This is a genomic window from Streptomyces nogalater, assembly GCF_039532885.1.
Lineage (GTDB): Bacteria > Actinomycetota > Actinomycetes > Streptomycetales > Streptomycetaceae > Streptomyces > Streptomyces nogalater.
This window is the reverse complement of record NZ_BAAASM010000067.1, coordinates 39,940-58,013: the sequence shown is the minus strand read 5'-3', so window position 1 is coordinate 58,013 and position 18,074 is coordinate 39,940. Positions and strand designations below refer to the sequence as shown.

General features: G+C 72.8%; 16 protein-coding genes. 4 read left to right on the top strand and 12 right to left on the bottom strand.

Going from position 1 to position 18,074, the window contains the following annotated elements; translation table 11 throughout:
- Positions 1–43 precede the first annotated feature (43 nt).
- Entirely contained in the window at positions 44–3,073 is a 3,030-nt protein-coding gene (locus ABD350_RS33610; protein ID WP_344352807.1) for an NACHT domain-containing protein, read from the top strand.
- 54 nt (positions 3,074–3,127) lie between these two features.
- Here the strand turns inward: ABD350_RS33610 and ABD350_RS33605 are convergent, their stop codons facing one another.
- Positions 3,128–5,653 (bottom strand): ATP-dependent Clp protease ATP-binding subunit, encoded by a 2,526-nt coding sequence (locus ABD350_RS33605; RefSeq protein ID WP_189997828.1) that lies wholly within the window; start codon positions 5,651–5,653, stop codon positions 3,128–3,130.
- A 430-nt stretch (positions 5,654–6,083) separates the two neighbouring features.
- Here ABD350_RS33605 and ABD350_RS33600 point away from each other — a divergent pair, with 430 nt between their 5' ends.
- A complete protein-coding gene (locus ABD350_RS33600; protein ID WP_344352805.1) occupies positions 6,084–6,743 on the top strand; it encodes an SCO3374 family protein in 660 nt (219 codons plus the stop codon).
- Here ABD350_RS33600 and ABD350_RS33595 read toward each other — a convergent pair.
- From ABD350_RS33595 to ABD350_RS33550, 10 genes are all read right to left on the bottom strand, one after another.
- Complete coding sequence (locus ABD350_RS33595) at positions 6,722–7,057, bottom strand: histone-like nucleoid-structuring protein Lsr2 (RefSeq protein WP_030606126.1); 336 nt, start codon at positions 7,055–7,057, stop codon at positions 6,722–6,724. The genes ABD350_RS33600 and ABD350_RS33595 overlap by 22 nt on opposite strands.
- A gap of 203 nt (positions 7,058–7,260) precedes the next feature.
- Positions 7,261–7,794, bottom strand: a complete 534-nt coding sequence (locus tag ABD350_RS33590; protein WP_344352803.1) for an amino-acid N-acetyltransferase — start codon at positions 7,792–7,794, stop codon at positions 7,261–7,263.
- 9 nt (positions 7,795–7,803) lie between these two features.
- Complete coding sequence (locus tag ABD350_RS33585) at positions 7,804–8,226, bottom strand: BlaI/MecI/CopY family transcriptional regulator (RefSeq protein ID WP_030781647.1); 423 nt, start codon at positions 8,224–8,226, stop codon at positions 7,804–7,806.
- 242 nt (positions 8,227–8,468) lie between these two features.
- Entirely contained in the window at positions 8,469–8,645 is a 177-nt protein-coding gene (locus tag ABD350_RS33580; RefSeq protein ID WP_344352801.1) for a hypothetical protein, read from the bottom strand.
- A gap of 205 nt (positions 8,646–8,850) precedes the next feature.
- A complete protein-coding gene (locus ABD350_RS33575) occupies positions 8,851–9,483 on the bottom strand; it encodes a hypothetical protein (RefSeq protein ID WP_344352849.1) in 633 nt (210 codons plus the stop codon).
- A 121-nt stretch (positions 9,484–9,604) separates the two neighbouring features.
- A complete protein-coding gene (locus tag ABD350_RS33570) occupies positions 9,605–10,402 on the bottom strand; it encodes a type III pantothenate kinase (RefSeq protein WP_344352799.1) in 798 nt (265 codons plus the stop codon).
- Between the two features lie 5 nt (positions 10,403–10,407).
- A complete protein-coding gene (gene nadC / locus ABD350_RS33565; RefSeq protein WP_344352797.1) occupies positions 10,408–11,385 on the bottom strand; it encodes a carboxylating nicotinate-nucleotide diphosphorylase in 978 nt (325 codons plus the stop codon).
- A gap of 5 nt (positions 11,386–11,390) precedes the next feature.
- Positions 11,391–13,112, bottom strand: coding sequence for an L-aspartate oxidase (locus ABD350_RS33560; RefSeq protein WP_344352795.1), 1,722 nt, complete (start codon positions 13,110–13,112; stop codon positions 11,391–11,393).
- Positions 13,109–14,101 (bottom strand): pantoate--beta-alanine ligase, encoded by a 993-nt coding sequence (gene panC / locus ABD350_RS33555; RefSeq protein ID WP_344352794.1) that lies wholly within the window; start codon positions 14,099–14,101, stop codon positions 13,109–13,111. The genes ABD350_RS33560 and panC overlap by 4 nt, the downstream gene beginning before the upstream one ends.
- Positions 14,098–15,063 carry a Rossmann-like and DUF2520 domain-containing protein gene (locus tag ABD350_RS33550; protein WP_344352792.1) on the bottom strand — a complete coding sequence of 322 codons (966 nt, stop codon included), beginning with the start codon at positions 15,061–15,063 and terminating at the stop codon, positions 14,098–14,100. The genes panC and ABD350_RS33550 overlap by 4 nt, the downstream gene beginning before the upstream one ends.
- A gap of 170 nt (positions 15,064–15,233) precedes the next feature.
- Between ABD350_RS33550 and ABD350_RS33545 the strand changes: the two genes are divergently transcribed.
- Positions 15,234–16,430, top strand: coding sequence for a threonine aldolase family protein (locus tag ABD350_RS33545; protein WP_344352791.1), 1,197 nt, complete (start codon positions 15,234–15,236; stop codon positions 16,428–16,430).
- 92 nt (positions 16,431–16,522) lie between these two features.
- Here the strand turns inward: ABD350_RS33545 and ABD350_RS33540 are convergent, their stop codons facing one another.
- Positions 16,523–16,729 (bottom strand): hypothetical protein, encoded by a 207-nt coding sequence (locus ABD350_RS33540; protein ID WP_344352790.1) that lies wholly within the window; start codon positions 16,727–16,729, stop codon positions 16,523–16,525.
- A gap of 164 nt (positions 16,730–16,893) precedes the next feature.
- Between ABD350_RS33540 and ABD350_RS33535 the strand changes: the two genes are divergently transcribed.
- Positions 16,894–17,997: a DUF5937 family protein gene (locus ABD350_RS33535; RefSeq protein WP_344352788.1), complete on the top strand. Its 1,104-nt coding sequence runs from the start codon at positions 16,894–16,896 to the stop codon at positions 17,995–17,997.
- Positions 17,998–18,074 lie beyond the last annotated feature (77 nt).

The window sequence follows — 18,074 nt, the reverse complement described above, 5'->3', positions numbered from 1 at the left end:
TGACTAGGCTCCCTCCGTACGTCTACGCACACGGGGGTGGCGCATGGAGCCGGTCGTCCTGGGCGGCAAGCTGGTCTCCGGCTTGATCGGCCCGCTGGTCAGAAAGCTGTTCGTCCAGGACGGTCCGGGCGCGGGCCTGGTCGACCGGCCGGTACGGCTGTCGGCACTGGTGTCGTTCCGGGGCGAGAAGCGGACGCTGGGCGAGAAGGATGTCCACCGGCTCGCCGGACGGATCGTGGCCCAGGCGGTGGAGTCACCGGGCGAGCCCCCGTTCCCCGCCGACGAGCAGGCGGCCGTCGCCGACGCGCTCGCCCGCCGCCTGCTCGCCCTCGGCGACCTGGACATGGACGACGTACAGGCCGTACGGCTGGGCGCCGCCGAACTCGCCCGGCAGCTGCGCCACCACTCCGGTTTCCTGAACCCGCAGCCCCTCTCCACGGACGCCCGCCACTTCCTCGACTCCGCCACCGAGTGGGCCTGCCTGCACATCCTGGAGTTCTTCACCCGGCGGTCCACCTTCGTGGCCCGCACCCTGGTCGAGCAGAGCCGTGCTCAGGCGGAACTCATAGCGAAGGTGGACGAGCTGATCGCCCGCACCCCGCGCCCCGACGCCCGCGACGCCGCCTTCGAACGCCGCTACCTCCCCTACCTCGCCGACCGCCACGACCACATCACCATCTACGGCATCGACCTGCGCGACTCCCCCGACCGGTGGCCGCTCGAAGTCGCCTATCTGAGCCTGGAGGCGACCACCGAGGACGAGCGGCCGTCCGACCTGGAGCTCCACGAGCGCCCGCCCGCGACGCCCGGCCGGCTGCCCGCCGAGGAGGCGCTGGCCGGCGGCTCCCGGGTGCTGCTGCGCGGCGACGCCGGCTCCGGCAAGACGACGCTGGTGCAGTGGCTGGCGGTCACCGCGGCCCGCGCCGCCGACCGGATCCCGTACGTCCTGCCGCTGCGCACCCTGATCCGCACCGGTCCCCTGCCCGCGCCGGACGGCTTCCTGACGGCGGTGAGCTGCCCGCTGACCCCGCCGCGGGGCTGGGCCGAGCGGGTGCTGGCCGCGGGCCGGGGCCTGGTCCTGGTCGACGGCCTGGACGAGATCCCGGCCGCCGACCGCCACCGCGTCCGCGACTGGTTGCGCTCGCTGCTCGCGGCCTACCCCGGCAACGCCGTCCTGCTGACCTCCCGCCCGACCGCCGTACGCCCCGACTGGCTGGCCCAGGAGGGCTTCCGGGAACTGACCCTGGCCCCGATGCGCCGCACCGAGGTGGCCACGTTCACGCGCCGCTGGCACGAGGCGGCGCGCGCACCGGAGTACGAACAGCCGCTCCTGGACTCCCTGCGCACCAAACGCGACTTGGCCCGGCTGGCCACCAACCCCCTGATGTGCGGCCTGATCTGCGCCCTGCACCGCGAACGCCGGGGCTATCTCCCCACCGGCCGCAAGGAGTTGTACGACGCCGCCCTCGCGATGCTCCTCGCCCGCCGGGACCGGGAGCGGGGCATGGGCGCCGAGCTGGGCGAGGAGGCGCAGCTGGAGCTGCTCCAGCGGCTGGCCTACGCGCTGGTGCTGAGCGGCCGCACGGAGATGGACCTCGATACGGCCGAGGGGATCGTGGAACGCTGTCTGCCCACGATCGCGTCGGCGTCCGGGGACGCGGCGACGGTACTGCGGGCACTGCTGCTGCGCAGCGGCCTGCTGCACCAGCCGGCCGAGGGAGTGGTCGACTTCGTCCACCGCACCTTCCAGGACTACCTGGGCGCCCGCTACGCGGTGGAGGAGGGCCACCTGGACGTCCTCGTCAGCCACGCCGACGACACCCAGTGGGAGGACGTCATCCGCATGGCGGTGGCCCACGCCCGGCCTCGCGAACGGGCCTCCGTCCTACGGCAGCTGCTGGCCCGGGACACCCCCCGCCTGACCCTGCTGGCGCTGGCCTGCCTGGAGCACGCGACGGCCGTGGACCCGGTCGTCCGGGCGGAGGTCGAGGAGCGGGCGGGCGCGCTGATCCCGCCGCGGACGACGCAGGACGCGAGGACTCTGGCGGAAGCGGGCCCGCTGGTGCTGGAGTTGCTGCCGGGCCCGGAGGACCTCACGGACGAGGAGGCCCACGGAGTCACGGTCTCCGCCTCACTCCTCGGGGAGGAGGAGCCGGAGGGGGCACTGGCGGTGCTGCGACGGTTCCGGGACCACCCGGACCTGGAGGTGCGGCGGCAACTGGTGGGCACGTGGCGGCGTTTCGACGCCGATGTCTACGCGGCGGAGGTCCTGGACCACCTGGACCGCACGGACCTCGTCCTGACCTGCGAGTCGGCCGAACAGCGCGCGGCCGTGGCCCGGATGCGTCCCTGGCAGCGCCTGCACTTCCTGGGCGGGCACGGGATCGAGGACGTCCTGGCCGCGGTACCGGCACCCGAGGCGGTGGCAGCACTGATCCTGTCGGGCAACTCGGGACTCACCGATCTGGGCGCCCTGTCACCGTTCCGTTCACTGCGCGCGCTGTCGGTGTACTCCTGCCCTGCGGCAGGAGGTGTGGACGGCCTGGCGGAGCTGCCTCTCGCACAGTTCGACTGCGCCGGCATCGCCGATCCGACCGGTCTACGGGCCTTGCGGTCGCTCACCAGGCTCTCCGTGAGCCAGCGGCTGCCGGGCACCGACCTGCGCCACACCCTGCCCATCGACGCTCCGCTGATGTTCCTCCACCTCGGCGAGCACAGCATCGACACCACAGGGCTGCGCGGGCTGGAGCACTGGACGAAGCTGCGCATGCTCAGCCTCGGACTGCTGACCGCGGGGCTGACGGCCGACGACTGGAGGCGGGTCACCGAACTGCCCGCCCTCATCGGGCTCAATCTGGAGGGGAGCCCCTGCCGGGGCATGCACCTCGTACCGGAACTTCCCGGCATTCGCAGTCTGCGTGTTTCCTCAGCATTCGGCGCGGAAGAACTGTCCGTTCTGTCATCCAGGCTGCCGGGCCTGCGCTCGGTGAGCGTGGCGCCCCTCCCCGGCTCCTCGCTCCCCTCCTTCAAGGCCCTCTTCCCCCACGCCGAAGTGACCCTGGAACGGCACTGAAGGGGCCGGTGCCCAAAGGCACCGGCCCCTTCACCCGGCTGAACCGCCGGAGGCTTACGCGTCCTTGCTCAGGTTGGGACCAGCCCCACCCGCGGCCTGCTCGATCGGCGGGGCGTCCGGCAGGGCCGACTTCTCCTCACCGCGGAAGGTGAAGGTGGCGGCGTCGCCCTCGCCCTCGGTGTCCACGACCACGATGTGACCGGGGCGCAGCTCGCCGAAGAGGATCTTCTCCGAGAGCGTGTCCTCGATCTCGCGCTGGATCGTGCGGCGCAGCGGCCGGGCGCCCAGCACCGGGTCGTAACCCTTCTTGGACAGCAGCTCCTTGGCGGACTGGGACAGCTCGATGCCCATGTCCCGGTCCTTCAGGCGCTCGTCCACCTTGCCGACCATCAGGTCGACGATCCGCAGGATGTCCTCCTGCGTGAGCTGCGGGAAGACGACCACGTCGTCCACGCGGTTGAGGAACTCGGGGCGGAAGTGCTGCTTCAGCTCGTCCGACACCTTGTTCTTCATGCGCTCGTAGTTGGTCTTCGTGTCACCCGCGGCGGCGAAGCCGAGGTTGAAGCCCTTGGAGATGTCCCGGGTGCCGAGGTTGGTCGTCATGATGATGACCGTGTTCTTGAAGTCCACGACCCGGCCCTGGGAGTCGGTCAGGCGACCGTCCTCCAGGATCTGCAGCAGCGAGTTGAAGATGTCCGGGTGGGCCTTCTCGACCTCGTCGAACAGGACGACCGAGAACGGCTTGCGGCGGACCTTCTCCGTCAGCTGGCCGCCCTCCTCGTAGCCCACGTAGCCGGGGGGCGAACCGAAGAGGCGGGAGACCGTGTGCTTCTCGCTGAACTCCGACATGTCGAGGGAGATCAGCGCGTCCTCGTCACCGAAGAGGAACTCGGCGAGCGCCTTGGACAGCTCGGTCTTACCGACACCGGACGGGCCGGCGAAGATGAACGAACCACCCGGACGCTTCGGGTCCTTCAGGCCCGCACGCGTACGGCGGATCGCCTTCGACAGCGCCTTGACGGCGTCGTTCTGGCCGATGACCCGCTTGTGCAGCTCCTCCTCCATGCGGAGCAGGCGGCTGGACTCCTCCTCGGTCAGCTTGAAGACCGGGATGCCGGTGGCCGTGGCGAGGACCTCGGCGATCAGCTCGCCGTCGACCTCGGCGACGACGTCCATGTCGCCGGCCTTCCACTCCTTCTCCCGCTTCGCCTTGGCGGCGAGGAGCTGCTTCTCCTTGTCGCGCAGGGAGGCGGCCTTCTCGAAGTCCTGCGAGTCGATCGCGGACTCCTTGTCCCGGCGGACGGCGGCGATCTTCTCGTCGAACTCGCGCAGGTCCGGCGGAGCGGTCATCCGGCGGATGCGCATCCGGGAACCGGCCTCGTCGATCAGGTCGATCGCCTTGTCCGGCAGGAAGCGGTCCGAGATGTAGCGGTCGGCCAGGGTGGCCGCCTGGACCAGGGCCTCGTCCGTGATGGAGACGCGGTGGTGCGCCTCGTACCGGTCGCGCAGGCCCTTGAGGATCTCGATCGTGTGCGGCAGGGACGGCTCGGCGACCTGGATGGGCTGGAAACGGCGCTCCAGGGCCGCGTCCTTCTCCAGGTGCTTGCGGTACTCGTCCAGCGTGGTCGCGCCGATGGTCTGGAGCTCGCCGCGGGCCAGCATCGGCTTGAGGATGCTCGCCGCGTCGATGGCGCCCTCGGCGGCACCCGCACCGACCAGCGTGTGCAGCTCGTCGATGAACAGGATGATGTCGCCGCGGGTGCGGATCTCCTTGAGCACCTTCTTCAGGCGCTCCTCGAAGTCACCGCGGTAGCGGGAGCCGGCGACCAGGGCGCCGAGGTCCAGCGTGTAGAGGTGCTTGTCCTTGAGGGTCTCGGGCACCTCGCCCTTGACGATGGCCTGGGCGAGGCCCTCGACGACGGCGGTCTTGCCGACGCCGGGCTCACCGATCAGGACGGGGTTGTTCTTCGTACGGCGGGACAGCACCTGCATGACCCGCTCGATCTCCTTCTCGCGCCCGATGACCGGGTCGAGCTTGGACTCACGAGCGGCCTGGGTGAGGTTCCGGCCGAACTGGTCCAGGACGAGAGAGGTCGAAGGCGTGCCCTCGGCCGGGCCGCCCGCGGTGGCGGTCTCCTTGCCCTGGTAACCGGAGAGCAGCTGGATGACCTGCTGCCGCACCCGGTTGAGGTCTGCGCCCAGCTTGACCAGGACCTGGGCGGCGACGCCCTCGCCCTCGCGGATCAGGCCGAGCAGGATGTGCTCCGTGCCGATGTAGTTGTGGCCCAGCTGAAGGGCCTCGCGGAGCGACAGCTCCAGGACCTTCTTGGCACGGGGGGTGAAGGGAATGTGCCCGGACGGGGCCTGCTGGCCCTGACCGATGATCTCCTCCACCTGCTGGCGGACCGCCTCAAGCGAAATGCCGAGGCTCTCCAGGGCCTTAGCGGCGACACCTTCGCCCTCGTGGATGAGACCCAGGAGGATGTGCTCGGTGCCGATGTAGTTGTGGTTGAGCATCCGGGCTTCTTCCTGAGCCAGGACGACAACCCGCCGCGCGCGGTCGGTGAACCTCTCGAACATCGTTAATCGCTCCTCAGAGCGGTCAGGCAGTGGGGGGAACTTCCCCTCCCTGTCCTTCCGCAGCTTAGTCCCGCAAGCGGGGACCGCTCATTCCAACTGCCGACACCGTCGATGGCCTCCTGACCCTGTGCGCCGACATCTGCTCCAACCCGATGGTGCGAGACGATGTTCCCGCAGGCCAGGCAGTTACCCCACTCGCCAGTACGCCGTTGGCGAACGTGAGACGGCCCGTCCTGCGTGTCGCCCCCTCCCACTAGGGATGTCTTACCCGCGGGGACGGACACTCCATGCCGCGCGCCCCTGTTCCCTCCGCTATGGGCGAACAACCTTGCGCCTCCCCGGACCCCCACGCGCACCCCTCTCCGGCACTCAGCGCAGCCGGTGAGGCACCCAGCGTAACCCGAATGCCGCTACGGCGGTTGCACTTGGCATGGCTGGCCCCGCCCCCGCGACGCCCACGATCCCCCCGCCCCGCCGGCCCGTCGTCCCGGACGCCGGGGCCCGGCACTGGTACGAACACGAGCTGGGCTGGCCAACCGCGCCCGGACGGCCGTTGCGGCTGGTCACGGGGGTGCGGTTCGACGTGCTGGAGGTGCCGGCCGAGGCGGGCGCGCGGGCGCTGAGGCATCTCGCGCCGGGCTCCCCGGTGATCCTCCGGGGCGACCGCATGGAGCTCCTGGTGGCTCCGGGCAGCGCGGAGGAGCTGCCGGGACTGCTGGAGTGGCTGGAGTGGGGCCCGGTGCCCCTGGACCTGCGTGCCCTGGGACCGGGCGGCACGCTGGAGGCACCGGCACCGGCCGGCCCCGCGTGGGCCGCGTCCGGGCGGGCGGCGTCAGCGCAGGGGGCCGCCGTGTGGCTGCGGCCCCCCGGGCCGGGACGCGAGGATGTCGACGCCTCGCTGCCGGCCATGCCGGGCATGCCGGGCATGCCGGGTGTGACGGCCGTTCCGGCCGTGGGACGCGAGGGGAGCGCCCCCGATCTCGTACGGCTGGTGGATACGGTGGCAGCGCACTGTCACCGGGTCCGGCTGCGGCGCGGGTGCGCCGGGCGTCCCGCCGGCCGGCGGGATCAGCCGTTGGCCTTCTCGTAGGCCTCGCGAATCGACGCGGGAACACGGCCCCGGTCGTTGACCTCGTAACCGTTCTCCTTCGCCCAGGCGCGGATGGCCGCGGTGTCCTGGTTGCCGCCGGAAGCGGCACGCGCCTTTCCACGCCCGCCGGAAGCACGGCCACCGGTACGGCGCCCGCCCTTCACATAGGGCTCCAGAAGACCGCGCAGCTTGTCCGCGTTGGCGGTCGTGAGATCGATCTCGTACGTCTTGCCGTCCAGCGCGAACGTCACGGTCTCGTCCGCCTCGCCGCCGTCGAGGTCGTCGACAAGAAGGACCTGAACCTTCTGTGCCACCGCATTTCCTTTCATCGATAACGTTGAGGACCAGGGGTGTGCGGCGTCCGCCGTTTCGCCGCCCCTGTTATATGCAGTACTGCAGTACGTCGGAAAGCAAACCGCTTTTGCCGGAAAAACACAAACCCTCGGCAGCGACTCGGCACCCGGCACCCGCCCGGAAACATGCGCGTTTCGGACATAGGGCACCAGGGCATTGGCGATCACAGATGCAGAAGCATCCGGCTGTTGCCCAAGGTGTTCGGCTTCACTCGTTCGAGACCGAGGAACTCCGCGACGCCCTCGTCATAGGAACGCAACAGCTCCGCGTAGACATCGGTGTCGACCGGCGTCTCCCCGATCTCCACGAAGCCGTGCTTCCCGAAGAAGTCCACTTCGAAGGTCAGGCAGAAAACCCGTCGAACGCCGAGCCAGCGTGCGGTCTCCAGCAACTTCTCCAGCAACCGATGACCCACGCCGGCGCCCTTGAGGCCGGGCTTCACCGCCAGAGTCCGCACTTCCGCCAGGTCCTCCCACATGACGTGCAGCGCACCGCAGCCGACCACCTCGGCGTTGTCGTCGCGTTCGGCGACCCAGAACTCCTGGATGTCCTCGTAAAGCGTGACGGTGGCTTTGTCGAGCAGGATGCGGTCGCGGACGTAGGCATCGAGGAGGCGGCGCACGGCCGGGACATCGCTGGTCCGGGCCCGCCGGACGGTGATGGCTTTTGCGGAGACTTCGGGACGCTCTGCTGACATGAGCGGACGCTATCGCCCGTCGGCGTCCTCCGCCGAGCCGGGGTTCTCCTCTTGCCGGGCTTCGGCGGCTTCCGGTTGCCGGGCTTCGGGGGCTTCACGGGTTTCTTCCGGGCCCTGGACGATGCGTACGGCGTCTCTGAGGGCCTGGCGCTGTTCCTCGCTCATCATGCCGAAGAAGGCGACGAGAGCGGCGGCCGGGTTGTCACTCTGGGACCACGCGTCGTTCATCAGGGCCGCCGCGTACGCGGCGCGTGTCGACACGGCCTCATATCGATAGGCCCGGCCTTCCGCCTCACGGCGGACCCAGCCCTTCTGATGGAGATTGTCCAAAACGGTCATCACGGTGGTGTACGCGATCGAGCGTTCCTGCTGGAGGTCTTCCAGGACTTCTCGAACGGTCACCGGGCGGTTCCACTTCCACACCCGCGTCATGACCGCGTCTTCGAGTTCTCCCAATGGGCGAGGCACAGCTCATAACAATAGCGGGAGATCCGGTCAATGGCGTGCCGGACGTGCGCTATGACTACAAACCCGAGCAAAAAGGGCGCACGGCCCGGAAAGGGTGGGGCCGACGGGGGTGCCGGGGCGGCCGAGGGCACGCGGACCGGCGGCAAGGCCTCTCGGCGTACGAAGGCCCGTACCGGGGTGGGGGGTTACGGCCGGCCGGGGTCCGCTCAGACGTCGGCGGCGGGGCGCTGGGACGCGCCGTCCACGCGGGCGAGCGCGGCATCGACGGCCGCGTCCTCCTTGGCCTTGGCGGCCCCGCCCTGGGTCTTCACGATCACCCTGACCACACCGACGAAGAACACGGCCATGACGACCGGGGGCACGAGCGCGGAGACGTAGTCCATGCCTCCAGAGTAGCCACGGCGGAACGGGCGAAAGGGGCGGGGTGCACCACGAGCCCCCACGCGCCGCGGCCGCCGGCGGCGCCCGGCCCACACCCGGGCCACCCACGGCCACCGACGGCGACGAACCTCCCGACAGAGCACTCACACCCGGCAACGAAACCCGCACGGGAGGGGGCGGGAGACCGGGTCCGGCCTGGCGGCCGGGTCAGACCGCGGCCAGCTGCTGCGGAGCGGCGGGCGGCGTCGGCTTGCGGCGCGGAAAGACCTCCCCCGGCGTGGGAATGGGCCGCTTCGGCCCCCCTGGCTTCCCCGGTTCCGAGCCCGGCCGCTCCGCCGGCGGCGCCGGCTCCGGCGGCTCCTCGGCCGCCCCCTCGTCCCGTCGCGCCCCGGGCTCCCCCGCCCCGCCCGCGAGGGCCAGCAGACGGGTCCGCGCGGGCGGCACGGCGGGCGCCGGCACCCTGCGCGCCCCCTGGGCGAACCGCGCCCGTACGTCCTGTTCGGCCAGCGCCTGGCAGCGGTCCAGCAGCGCCGCCGCCACCCGGTTGCCGCGCAGCGCCCGCAGCGCGGCGAGATCGTCCGGCGTGGGCCGGTGCCCGGCCCCCAGGGCCTCCTCCAGCAGGGCGAGGTAGCCGGCGGCCGTACCCGGCAGAGCGGCCCGGTACCGGCCCAGGTCGGCCAGCAGGAAGGCGCGCAGTCTGGCACCCTCGCTCAGTGCCTCGTCCAGCGATTCGGCGAGCCGGAGGCAGTCCTGCACGTCCTCGGCGGAGGCGTGGCCGGGGTGGAGGGCGAGGGCGAGGGCGCGGCGGAGCACACGCAGCTCCTCCGCGCCGAACGCCATGCCGCCGCGGGATCCGTATGGCGTGGGCATGCGGCGACGCTATCGCTAATCGGACAAAAGTGACGAAACAGGACGCTTCTTCGCCGCGTGTCGCTCCGCTGTTCCCTCGTCCGGGGCCTCCTCAGAGCCGGGACACGTTCCGCTCGTAGACCAGGCGCAGCCCGATCAGCGTCAGCCACGGCTGGTGCTCGTCGATCACCGAGGACTCCCCCAGCACCATCGGCGCGAGCCCGCCCGTGGCGATCACCGTCACGTCGTCCGGGTCGTCGGCCAGCTCCCGGGCCATCCGGTCCACCACCCCGTCGACCTGGCCGGCGAACCCGTACACGATGCCCGCCTGCATGGCCTCGACCGTGTTCTTGCCGATCACGCTGCGCGGCCGGGCCACCTCGATCTTCCGCAGCTGCGCGCCCTTGACGCCCAGCGCCTCCACGGAGATCTCGATGCCGGGCGCGATCACCCCGCCGACGTACTCCCCGCGCGCGGAGACCGCGTCGAACGTGGTCGCCGTGCCGAAGTCGACGACGATCGCCGGGCCGCCGTACAGCTCGACGGCCGCGACCGCGTTGATGATCCGGTCGGCGCCGACCTCCTTGGGGTTGTCGGTGAGGATCGGCACGCCCGTCTTCACGCCCGGCTCGACCAGGACGGCGGGTACGTCGCCGTAGTACCGCCGGGTGACCTCGCGCAGTTCGTGCAGCACCGACGGCACGGTCGCGCAGATCGCGATGCCGTCGATGCCGTCGCCCAGTTCCTCGCCGAGCAGCGGGTGCATGCCCATCAGGCCATGGAGCAGCACCGCCAGCTCGTCCGCCGTGCGGCGCGCGTCCGTGGAGATGCGCCAGTGCTCGACGATGTCCTCGCCGTCGAACAGGCCGAGGACGGTGTGCGTGTTGCCGACGTCGATGGTGAGCAGCATGGGCGTTACTCCGCTTCGCGCAGATCCAGGCCGATGTCCAGGATCGGCGAGGAGTGGGTGAGCGCGCCGACGGCCAGGAAGTCCACACCGGTGTCGGCGTACGCGCGCGCGTTCGCGAGCGTCAGCCGGCCGGAGGCCTCCAGCAGCGCCCGGCCGCCGACGATGCCGACGGCCTCCTCGCACTCGCCGGGCGTGAAGTTGTCCAGCAGGATCAGGTCGGCGCCCGCGTCCACCACCTCGCGCAGCTGGTGCAGGGTGTCGACCTCGACCTCGATCGGCACGTCCGGGAAGGTCTCCCGTACGGCCTTGAAGGCCTGCGCGACCCCGCCGGCGGCGACCACGTGGTTGTCCTTCACCAGGGCCGCGTCGGACAGCGACATGCGGTGGTTGACGCCGCCGCCGCAGCGGACGGCGAACTTCTCCAGCGCGCGCAGGCCCGGGGTCGTCTTGCGGGTGTCGCGCACGCGCGCCTTGGTGCCCTCCAGCGCGTCCGCCCACGCGCGCGTGGCGGTCGCGATGCCGGACAGCCGGCACAGCAGGTTCAGGGCGCTGCGCTCGGCGGTGAGCAGGTCGCGCGTGCGCGTGGTGACGGACAGCAGCTTCTGCCCGGCCTCGACCCGGTCGCCGTCCTCCACGTGCCGCTCGACCTCGAACTCGTCCGTGCAGACCACGGAGAGCACGGCCTCGGCGACCCGGAGGCCGGCCACGACACCCGCCTCGCGCGCGGTGAAGTCGCCGGTGGCCACCGCGCCCTCGGGGATGGTCGAGACCGTGGTCACGTCCACGCCACCGGCCAGGTCTTCCTGGATCGCGACGGTGGCGATGTCCTCGACCTCGACGGGATCGAGCCCGGCGGAGGCCAGCAGCTCGGCGAGCGCGGGGTCCAGCCCGCACTCCAGGTACTCCTCGTCGCCCTCGGCGCCGCAGCCGCAGCCGTCGCCGCAGCCGCCGGTCGGGGCGAGAGGAAGGTCGTCGGTGCTCACGTCTGTCACTGCTCCTGGGGGCGCTGGGTTTGCCGGGTAGGGGGGAAGTCTGCGGTGTCGGTGGTGCGTACGGCCAGCGACCGGTCCGGATTGAGCCGTACGACGATGTGGCGCCGCCAGCGGGCGTCGTCGCGGTCGGCGCGGTCCTCGCGCCAGTGGCAGCCGCGGGTCTCCTCACGCAGCCGGGCGGCGGCGACCAGGACCCGGGCCACGCACAGGAGGTTGGTCGCCTCCCAGGTGTCCACGCCGGGCTCGGCGGTCTTGCCGTTCTCCTCCAGCGCCTCCCGGGCCTCGGTGTGCAGCCGCTGGAGCTGGTCGGCGGCGCGGGCGAGGGACTCCTCGGAGCGCAGCACGCCCGCGCCCTCGGTCATGATCCGCTGGACGGCGAACCGGGTCTCGGCGGCGAGCAGCGGGTGGGCCGGCTGGTCCGGCTGCGGGACCGGCACGGGCACGCGCGCGTGGAGGCCGTCGTCCGCCCGGGCGGCGGCGATGTCGGCGGCGATCCGCTCGGCGTAGACGAGCCCTTCGAGCAGGGAGTTGGAGGCGAGCCGGTTGGCGCCGTGCACGCCGGTGCACGCCACCTCGCCGCACGCGTACAGGCCGGGCACGGTGGTGCGGCCGTGGGCGTCGGTACGGACGCCCCCGGAGGCGTAGTGGGCGGCCGGGGCGACCGGGACGGGTTCGGTGACCGGGTCGATGCCGTGGGCGCGGCAGGCGGCCAGGATGGTCGGGAAGCGCTGCTCCCACATCTCGGCGCCGAAGTGCCGGGCGTCCAGGTACATGTGCTCGGCGCCCTGCTCGAGCATCCGCCGCAGGATGCCCTTGGCGACGATGTCCCGGGGCGCCAGTTCGGCCAGTTCGTGCCGGCCCACCATGAAGCGCACGCCGTCGCCGTCGACCAGGTGGGCGCCCTCGCCGCGCACCGCCTCGGAGACCAGCGGCTGCTGGCCCTCGGCGTCCGCGCCGAGGAACAGCACGGTCGGGTGGAACTGTACGAACTCCAGGTCGGAGATCTCGGCGCCGGCGCGCAACGCCAGCGCCACGCCGTCGCCGGTCGACACCGCCGGGTTGGTGGTCGCGGAGTACACCTGGCCCATGCCGCCGGTCGCGAGGACCACCGCGGGGGCGTGCACGGCGCCCACGCCGTCGTGCTGGCCCTCGCCCATCACGTGCAGGGTGACACCGGCCGTACGGCCGTCGGCGTCCGTCAGCAGGTCCAGGACCAGCGCGTTCTCGATGGTGTGCAGCCCGCGCGCGCGGACCGCCTCCACGAGGGCGCGGGAGACCTCCGCGCCGGTGGCGTCACCGCCGGCGTGCGCGATGCGGCGCCGGTGGTGGCCGCCCTCGCGGGTGAGGTGGATGTCGCCCTCGTCGTCGGTGTCGAAGTGGGCGCCGGTGGAGATCAGCCGCCGGACCGCGTCGGGGCCCTCGGTGACGAGGGTCCGCACGGCCTCCTCGTCGCACAGGCCCGCGCCGGCCACGAGGGTGTCCTCAAGGTGCTGTTCGGGGGTGTCGCCCTCGCCGAGGGCGGCGGCGATGCCGCCCTGCGCCCAGCGCGTGGAGCCGTCGTCCAGCCGGGCCTTGGTGACCACGACGGTGGTGAGGCCGGCGGCCTGGCAGCGCAGGGCCGCGGTCAGACCTGCCACGCCGGAGCCGACGACGACCACGTCCGCGGAGATGGCCCAGCCGGGGGCGGGCGCGTGCAGTCGTATGCCTGTGCTGGTCACGAGGCGGCTCCGAAGGTGAGGGGGATGTTGTCGATCAGCCGGGTCGAGCCGACCCGGGCGGCGACGGCGAGGACGGCCTCGCCGGTGAAGCCGTCGCCGATCTCGGTGAAGTCGGCGGGGTCGACCAGCGCCAGGTAGTCCAGCCGCAGCGGCGGGTCGAGCCGGGCGGCCTCGTCCAGCACCTGGCGGGCGGCGGCGCGCACGGCCGCCGGGCCGCCGGGCGCGGCGGTGGCCACGGCGTGCGCGTCGGCCGCCGCGCGGGACTCGCCTATGGCGCTCAGCGCCTCGGCGCGCGCGTGCGTGGAGGGCACTTCCCGGGCCCGCGCGCACAGCGCCTCCTGGGCCGCGTGCCGGTCCCGGCCGGCGAACAGCGCGCGGGACAGCGCGAGCGCGGTACGGCGCTCGTCCGGCGAGAGGTAGCGGTTGCGGCTGGACAGGGCGAGCCCGTCCTCCTCGCGCACGGTGGGCACCGCCACGATCTCGACGCCGAAGTTCAGGTCCCGCACCATGCGCCGGATCAGGGCCAGCTGCTGGGCGTCCTTCTGCCCGAACAGGGCGACGTCGGGGCGGGTGAGGTGCAGCAGCTTGGCGACGACGGTGAGCATGCCGTCGAAGTGGCCGGGCCGCGAGGCGCCCTCCAGCCGCTCCCCCATGGGCCCGGCGGAGACCCGCACCTGGGGTTCGCCGCCGGGGTACACCTCGTCCGCGCAGGGGGCGAACACGGCGTCCGCGCCCGCCCGTCCGGCGAGGTCCAGGTCGGCGTCCAGGGTGCGCGGGTAGCGGTCCAGGTCCTCGCCCGCGCCGAACTGGAGCGGGTTGACGAAGACCGTGACGACGACCTCGCCGTCCGGGCCCGCGATCTCGCGCGCGGAGCGGATGAGGGTGGCGTGGCCCTCGTGCAGGGCGCCCATGGTCATCACGACGGCGCGGCGGCCATGGCGCACGCGCGCGTGCAGCTCTTCGGCGGTGCTCAGCAGGGCGGTGGTCATCGGTCGTTCCCCTCGGTGCCGGTCGTGCCGTCGGTGCCGTCGTCTCCCCGGTCCGGGTGGCCCTCGCCTGCGAGTACCCCGAGGAGGTCCTCGGCGAGTTCCGCCTTCAGCAGGCCGGCCGCCAGCGCGCGGTCGGCGGTCGCGCGGGCCATCGCGAGATAGCCGGCCACGGTCTGCGGGGCGTGCTTGCGCAGCTCGGTGACGTGCGCGGCGACCGTGCCGGCGTCCCCGCGGGCGACCGGGCCGGTCAGGGCGGCGTCGCCGGAGCGCAGCGCGTTGTCCAGGGCGGCGCCGAGCAGCGGGCCGAGCATCCGGTCGGGCGCGCCGACGCCGGCCGTGCGCAGCAGCTCCATGGCCTGGGCGACCAGGGTGACCAGGTGGTTGGAGCCGAGGGCGAGGGCCGCGTGGTACAGCGGGCGGTTCTCCTCGCTGATCCACTCCGGCTCGCCGCCCATCTCGATCACCAGGGCCTCGGCGGCCAGCCGCAGCTCCTCGGGCGCGGTGACGCCGAAGGAGCAGCCCGCGAGGCGCTGCACGTCCACGGGGGTGCCGGTGAAGGTCATCGCCGGGTGCAGGGCCAGCGGCAGCGCGCCCGCGCGCAGGGCGGGGGCGAGAACCTTCACGCCGTACCGGCCGGAGGTGTGCACCAGCAGCTGTCCCGGCCGTACCGCGCCGGTCTCGGCGAGGCCGGCGACCAGGCCGGGCAGGGCGTCGTCGGGGACGGTGAGCAGTACCAGGTCGGCGCGCTGGAGCACCTCGGCGGGCGGCACCAGCGGCACGTCCGGGAGCATGGCCTCGGCGCGCCTGCGGGAGGCGTCGGAGACTCCGGAGACGGCCACCGGGCGGTGCCCGGCGAGCTGGAGGGACGCGGCCAGCGCGGGGCCCACGCGGCCGGCGCCGACGACACCGACGGTGAGCCGCGCGGGGCGGTCCTTGAGGTCTGGCTGGTGGACTGTACTCACGCGACGGCGGCCTTCCCGTTCCAGTCCGCTCTGGGTACCGGACGATTTCTCGTCATGTTAACGCTATCGGGTGGGGCGGCGGCCGGTTGTCCACAGGCTGTGGGTTTGTCCACACGCTCCGGACGGAAAACCGACTGCCTCGCGCGCGGGGGGAGCGGCATGATCCGCCCATGGCTGATGCGGTGGTACCGGACGGACACGAGGACGACGACCGGCGGGCGGGCACGGAGGCCTTTGCGGCGGAGCGGTTGCGGGAGCGGCGGCGGGCCGCCGCCGCGCGGGCGGAACGCGTGCTGTGGCGGCCGGGCTTCCGGCACACGGTCCGCGAGCGGCTGGCGGTCCTGGACGCGGCTGCCGAGGTGTACGACCTGGACCGGTACGTGGACATGTACGGCGACGGGATCGTGGAGGACCTGGAGCAGCGGGTCGCGGACCTGCTCGGCATGGAGGCCGCCGCGTTCTTCCCGACCGGCACGATGGCCCAGCAGGTGGGCCTGCGCTGCTGGGCGGGCCGCACCGGGAACCCCACGGTGGCCCTGCACGCCCTGGCCCACCCCGAGGTGCACGAACGGCATGCGTTCAGCCAGGTCAGCGGGTTGCGTCCGGTGCGCGTGGCCAGCGAGCCCCGGCTGCCCACGGCGGCCGGGATACGCGACTTCCCCGAGCCCTTCGGGACGCTGATGCTGGAGCTGCCCCTCAGGGACGCCGGTTTCGTGCTGCCGGCCTGGGAGGAGCTGACGGAGGTCGTGGAGGCCGCGCGGGAGCGGGACGCGGTGGTGCACTTCGACGGCGCGCGCCTGTGGGAGTGCACGGTCCACTTCGGCCGGTCCCTGGCGGAGATCGCGGGCCTCGCCGACAGCGTCTACGTGTCGTTCTACAAATCCCTCGACGGCTTCGGCGGCGCCGCGCTGGCCGGCCCGAGGACGCTGGTGGAGGAGGCCAGGTCCTGGCGGCACCGGTACGGCGGCATGGTCTTCCAGCAGTTCCCGACCGTCCTGTCCGCCCTCGTCGGACTGGAGCGCGAGCTGCCCCGGCTGCCGGATTACGTGCGGCACGCGCGCGTGGTCGCCGCCGCGCTGCGCGAGGGCCTCACGGCGGCCGGGGTGCCATGGGCGCGCGTGCACCCCGAGGAGCCGCACACCAACGAGTTCCGGGTCTGGCTGCCGTACGACGCCGACGTCCTGATGGAGGCGGCCGTGTCCCAGGCCGAGGAGACGGGCACGTACCTCTTCTCCAACGCCTGGGACCGGGGCGGGCCGGGGCTGGCCTTCACCGAGGTCTCGGTGCGCTCGGAGGGCCTGGAGTGGACGGCGGACGACGTACGGGCGGCCGTCGCCGACTTCACGCGCCGGCTGCCCGGCGCCTGACCGGCGCGCACGAGGGTCCGCCCGCGGGGGCCGGCTGCGCTACGGCGCCCGCGTGCCGCGACCGCGGCGCGCACCGCGGACCGCGCGGGCCGTCACAGCGCTCTCGGACTCAGCCACCGGCGCAGGGCGTACCGCAGCCGGCCGCGGGCCGGGCGCCCGGCGACGACGGCGCTGAAGCGCCGGTACTCCCGCACCTCGCGCAGCGTGTCGAGGTCGTGCCGGCCCGGCGCGGGCGGTTCGGGCTCGCCGTGCAGGCGGGCGCGGTGGCTGTCGAGGAGGTACTGCTGCGTGATGCTCATGGCGGATCGCCTTCTCGGGACGTTGGCTGACCGGGTGACTGATCGGGCTCCGCGGCTGCCCCGGTGCCTTCACCCTGCTGTGTGTCCCGTGCGGTTGTCCCGTCGATTGACGGCTGCCGTCAATCGACGCGGGCGCTGTCAGTGGGGCGGTGCACGATAGGGGCATGAGCGTGACCATCGACATCACCGGACTGCCCCTGGAGCGGGTCACCGTCGTGCCGTCTCCGCTGGCGGAGCTGGGGATGGCGCTGCACGCGCTGAGCGAGCCCGGCCACCATCCCGACCTGCGGGGCTGGGCGACCGCCGTCTCCTCCCGGCTGGAGCCCTGCCTGGCCGACCGGCTGTGCGAGGCGGACTTCCTGTGGCGTTCGACGTTCTCGGACGTCTTCGCCCCGTTCGCCGGCATCCCGGGCGGACGCGCGATGCCCGGGGCCACGCTCGCCGAAGAGCTGGACCTGCTGGACAAGCTGACGGACGCGCAGTTCGTCAACGCGGCGCTGGAGTTCACCTGCCAATTGCGCTACGACGTCCAGGAGGCCGGTCCGCTGGACGATCCGGAGCTGCGCCGGCGCTCCCTGGAGCTGGCCGCCGCGCGCGGGACCGTGCAGGAGCGGTTCACCCACCGGCTGCTGGCGGATCCGCCGGCCGTGCGCGCCTGGTTCCGGGAGCTGATGCTGGACTGCGACGAGGCGTTCTTCGCCGACACCTGGGCCCGGATCCAGCCCCAGCTGGCCGCGGACGCCCGGCACAAGACCGAGCTGCTGCGCCGCAAGGGCCTCGGGGAAGCCCTCGCCTCGCTGTCCGGGGCGGTGTCGCTGGCCGAGGACGGCCGGACGGTCACGGTCGACAAGCTGCTGACGGGCCGCACCGCCACCGGCGACGGCGGCCTGGTGCTGGTGCCGACCAGCCTCGGCTGGCCGCACCTGATGGTCCTGCACCGGTACGGCTGGCAGCCGACGATCACCTATCCGGCGAGCGGTCCCCGGCCGCAGGCCCCGTCCGTGGAACAGCTCACGCGCCGGCTGGACGCGCTGGCGCACCCGGTGCGGATGCGGCTGTGCCGGCACCTCGCGCGCGCTCCGCACACCACCAGCGAGCTGGCCGACGCGCACGGCATGACCGCGCCCGAGATATCCCGGCACCTGTCGGTGCTGAAGAAGGCGGGCCTGATCACCGACTGCCGGCGCGGCCGGTACGTCCAGCACCAGCTGGACCTGACCGCGGTGGCCCGGCTGGGCAGCGACTTCATCGAGGGCGTCCTGCGCTGAGCCACCGGCCCCGAGCCGGCCCGGGGAGCCCCGCGCCGGGCCGCCCGCGCGGAGCCGGCCGAGCGCGCCCGCGCCGG

Excerpts from the sequence above, each read along its gene's own strand:
- ABD350_RS33570 (WP_344352799.1), bottom strand. The coding sequence starts at position 10,402 with ATGCTGCTCACCATCGACGTCGGCAACACGCACACCGTCCTCGGCCTG.
- ABD350_RS33575 (WP_344352849.1), bottom strand. The coding sequence starts at position 9,483 with ATGGCGTTCGGCGCGGAGGAGCTGCGTGTGCTCCGCCGCGCCCTCGCC.
- ABD350_RS33545 (WP_344352791.1), top strand. The coding sequence starts at position 15,234 with ATGGCTGATGCGGTGGTACCGGACGGACACGAGGACGACGACCGGCGG.
- ABD350_RS33590 (WP_344352803.1), bottom strand. The coding sequence starts at position 7,794 with ATGTCAGCAGAGCGTCCCGAAGTCTCCGCAAAAGCCATCACCGTCCGG.
- ABD350_RS33605 (WP_189997828.1), bottom strand. The coding sequence starts at position 5,653 with ATGTTCGAGAGGTTCACCGACCGCGCGCGGCGGGTTGTCGTCCTGGCT.
- ABD350_RS33580 (WP_344352801.1), bottom strand. The coding sequence starts at position 8,645 with ATGGACTACGTCTCCGCGCTCGTGCCCCCGGTCGTCATGGCCGTGTTC.
- ABD350_RS33585 (WP_030781647.1), bottom strand. The coding sequence starts at position 8,226 with ATGACGCGGGTGTGGAAGTGGAACCGCCCGGTGACCGTTCGAGAAGTC.
- ABD350_RS33535 (WP_344352788.1), top strand. The coding sequence starts at position 16,894 with ATGAGCGTGACCATCGACATCACCGGACTGCCCCTGGAGCGGGTCACC.
- ABD350_RS33600 (WP_344352805.1), top strand. The coding sequence starts at position 6,084 with ATGGCTGGCCCCGCCCCCGCGACGCCCACGATCCCCCCGCCCCGCCGG.
- ABD350_RS33540 (WP_344352790.1), bottom strand. The coding sequence starts at position 16,729 with ATGAGCATCACGCAGCAGTACCTCCTCGACAGCCACCGCGCCCGCCTG.
- panC (WP_344352794.1), bottom strand. The coding sequence starts at position 14,101 with ATGACCACCGCCCTGCTGAGCACCGCCGAAGAGCTGCACGCGCGCGTG.
- ABD350_RS33610 (WP_344352807.1), top strand. The coding sequence starts at position 44 with ATGGAGCCGGTCGTCCTGGGCGGCAAGCTGGTCTCCGGCTTGATCGGC.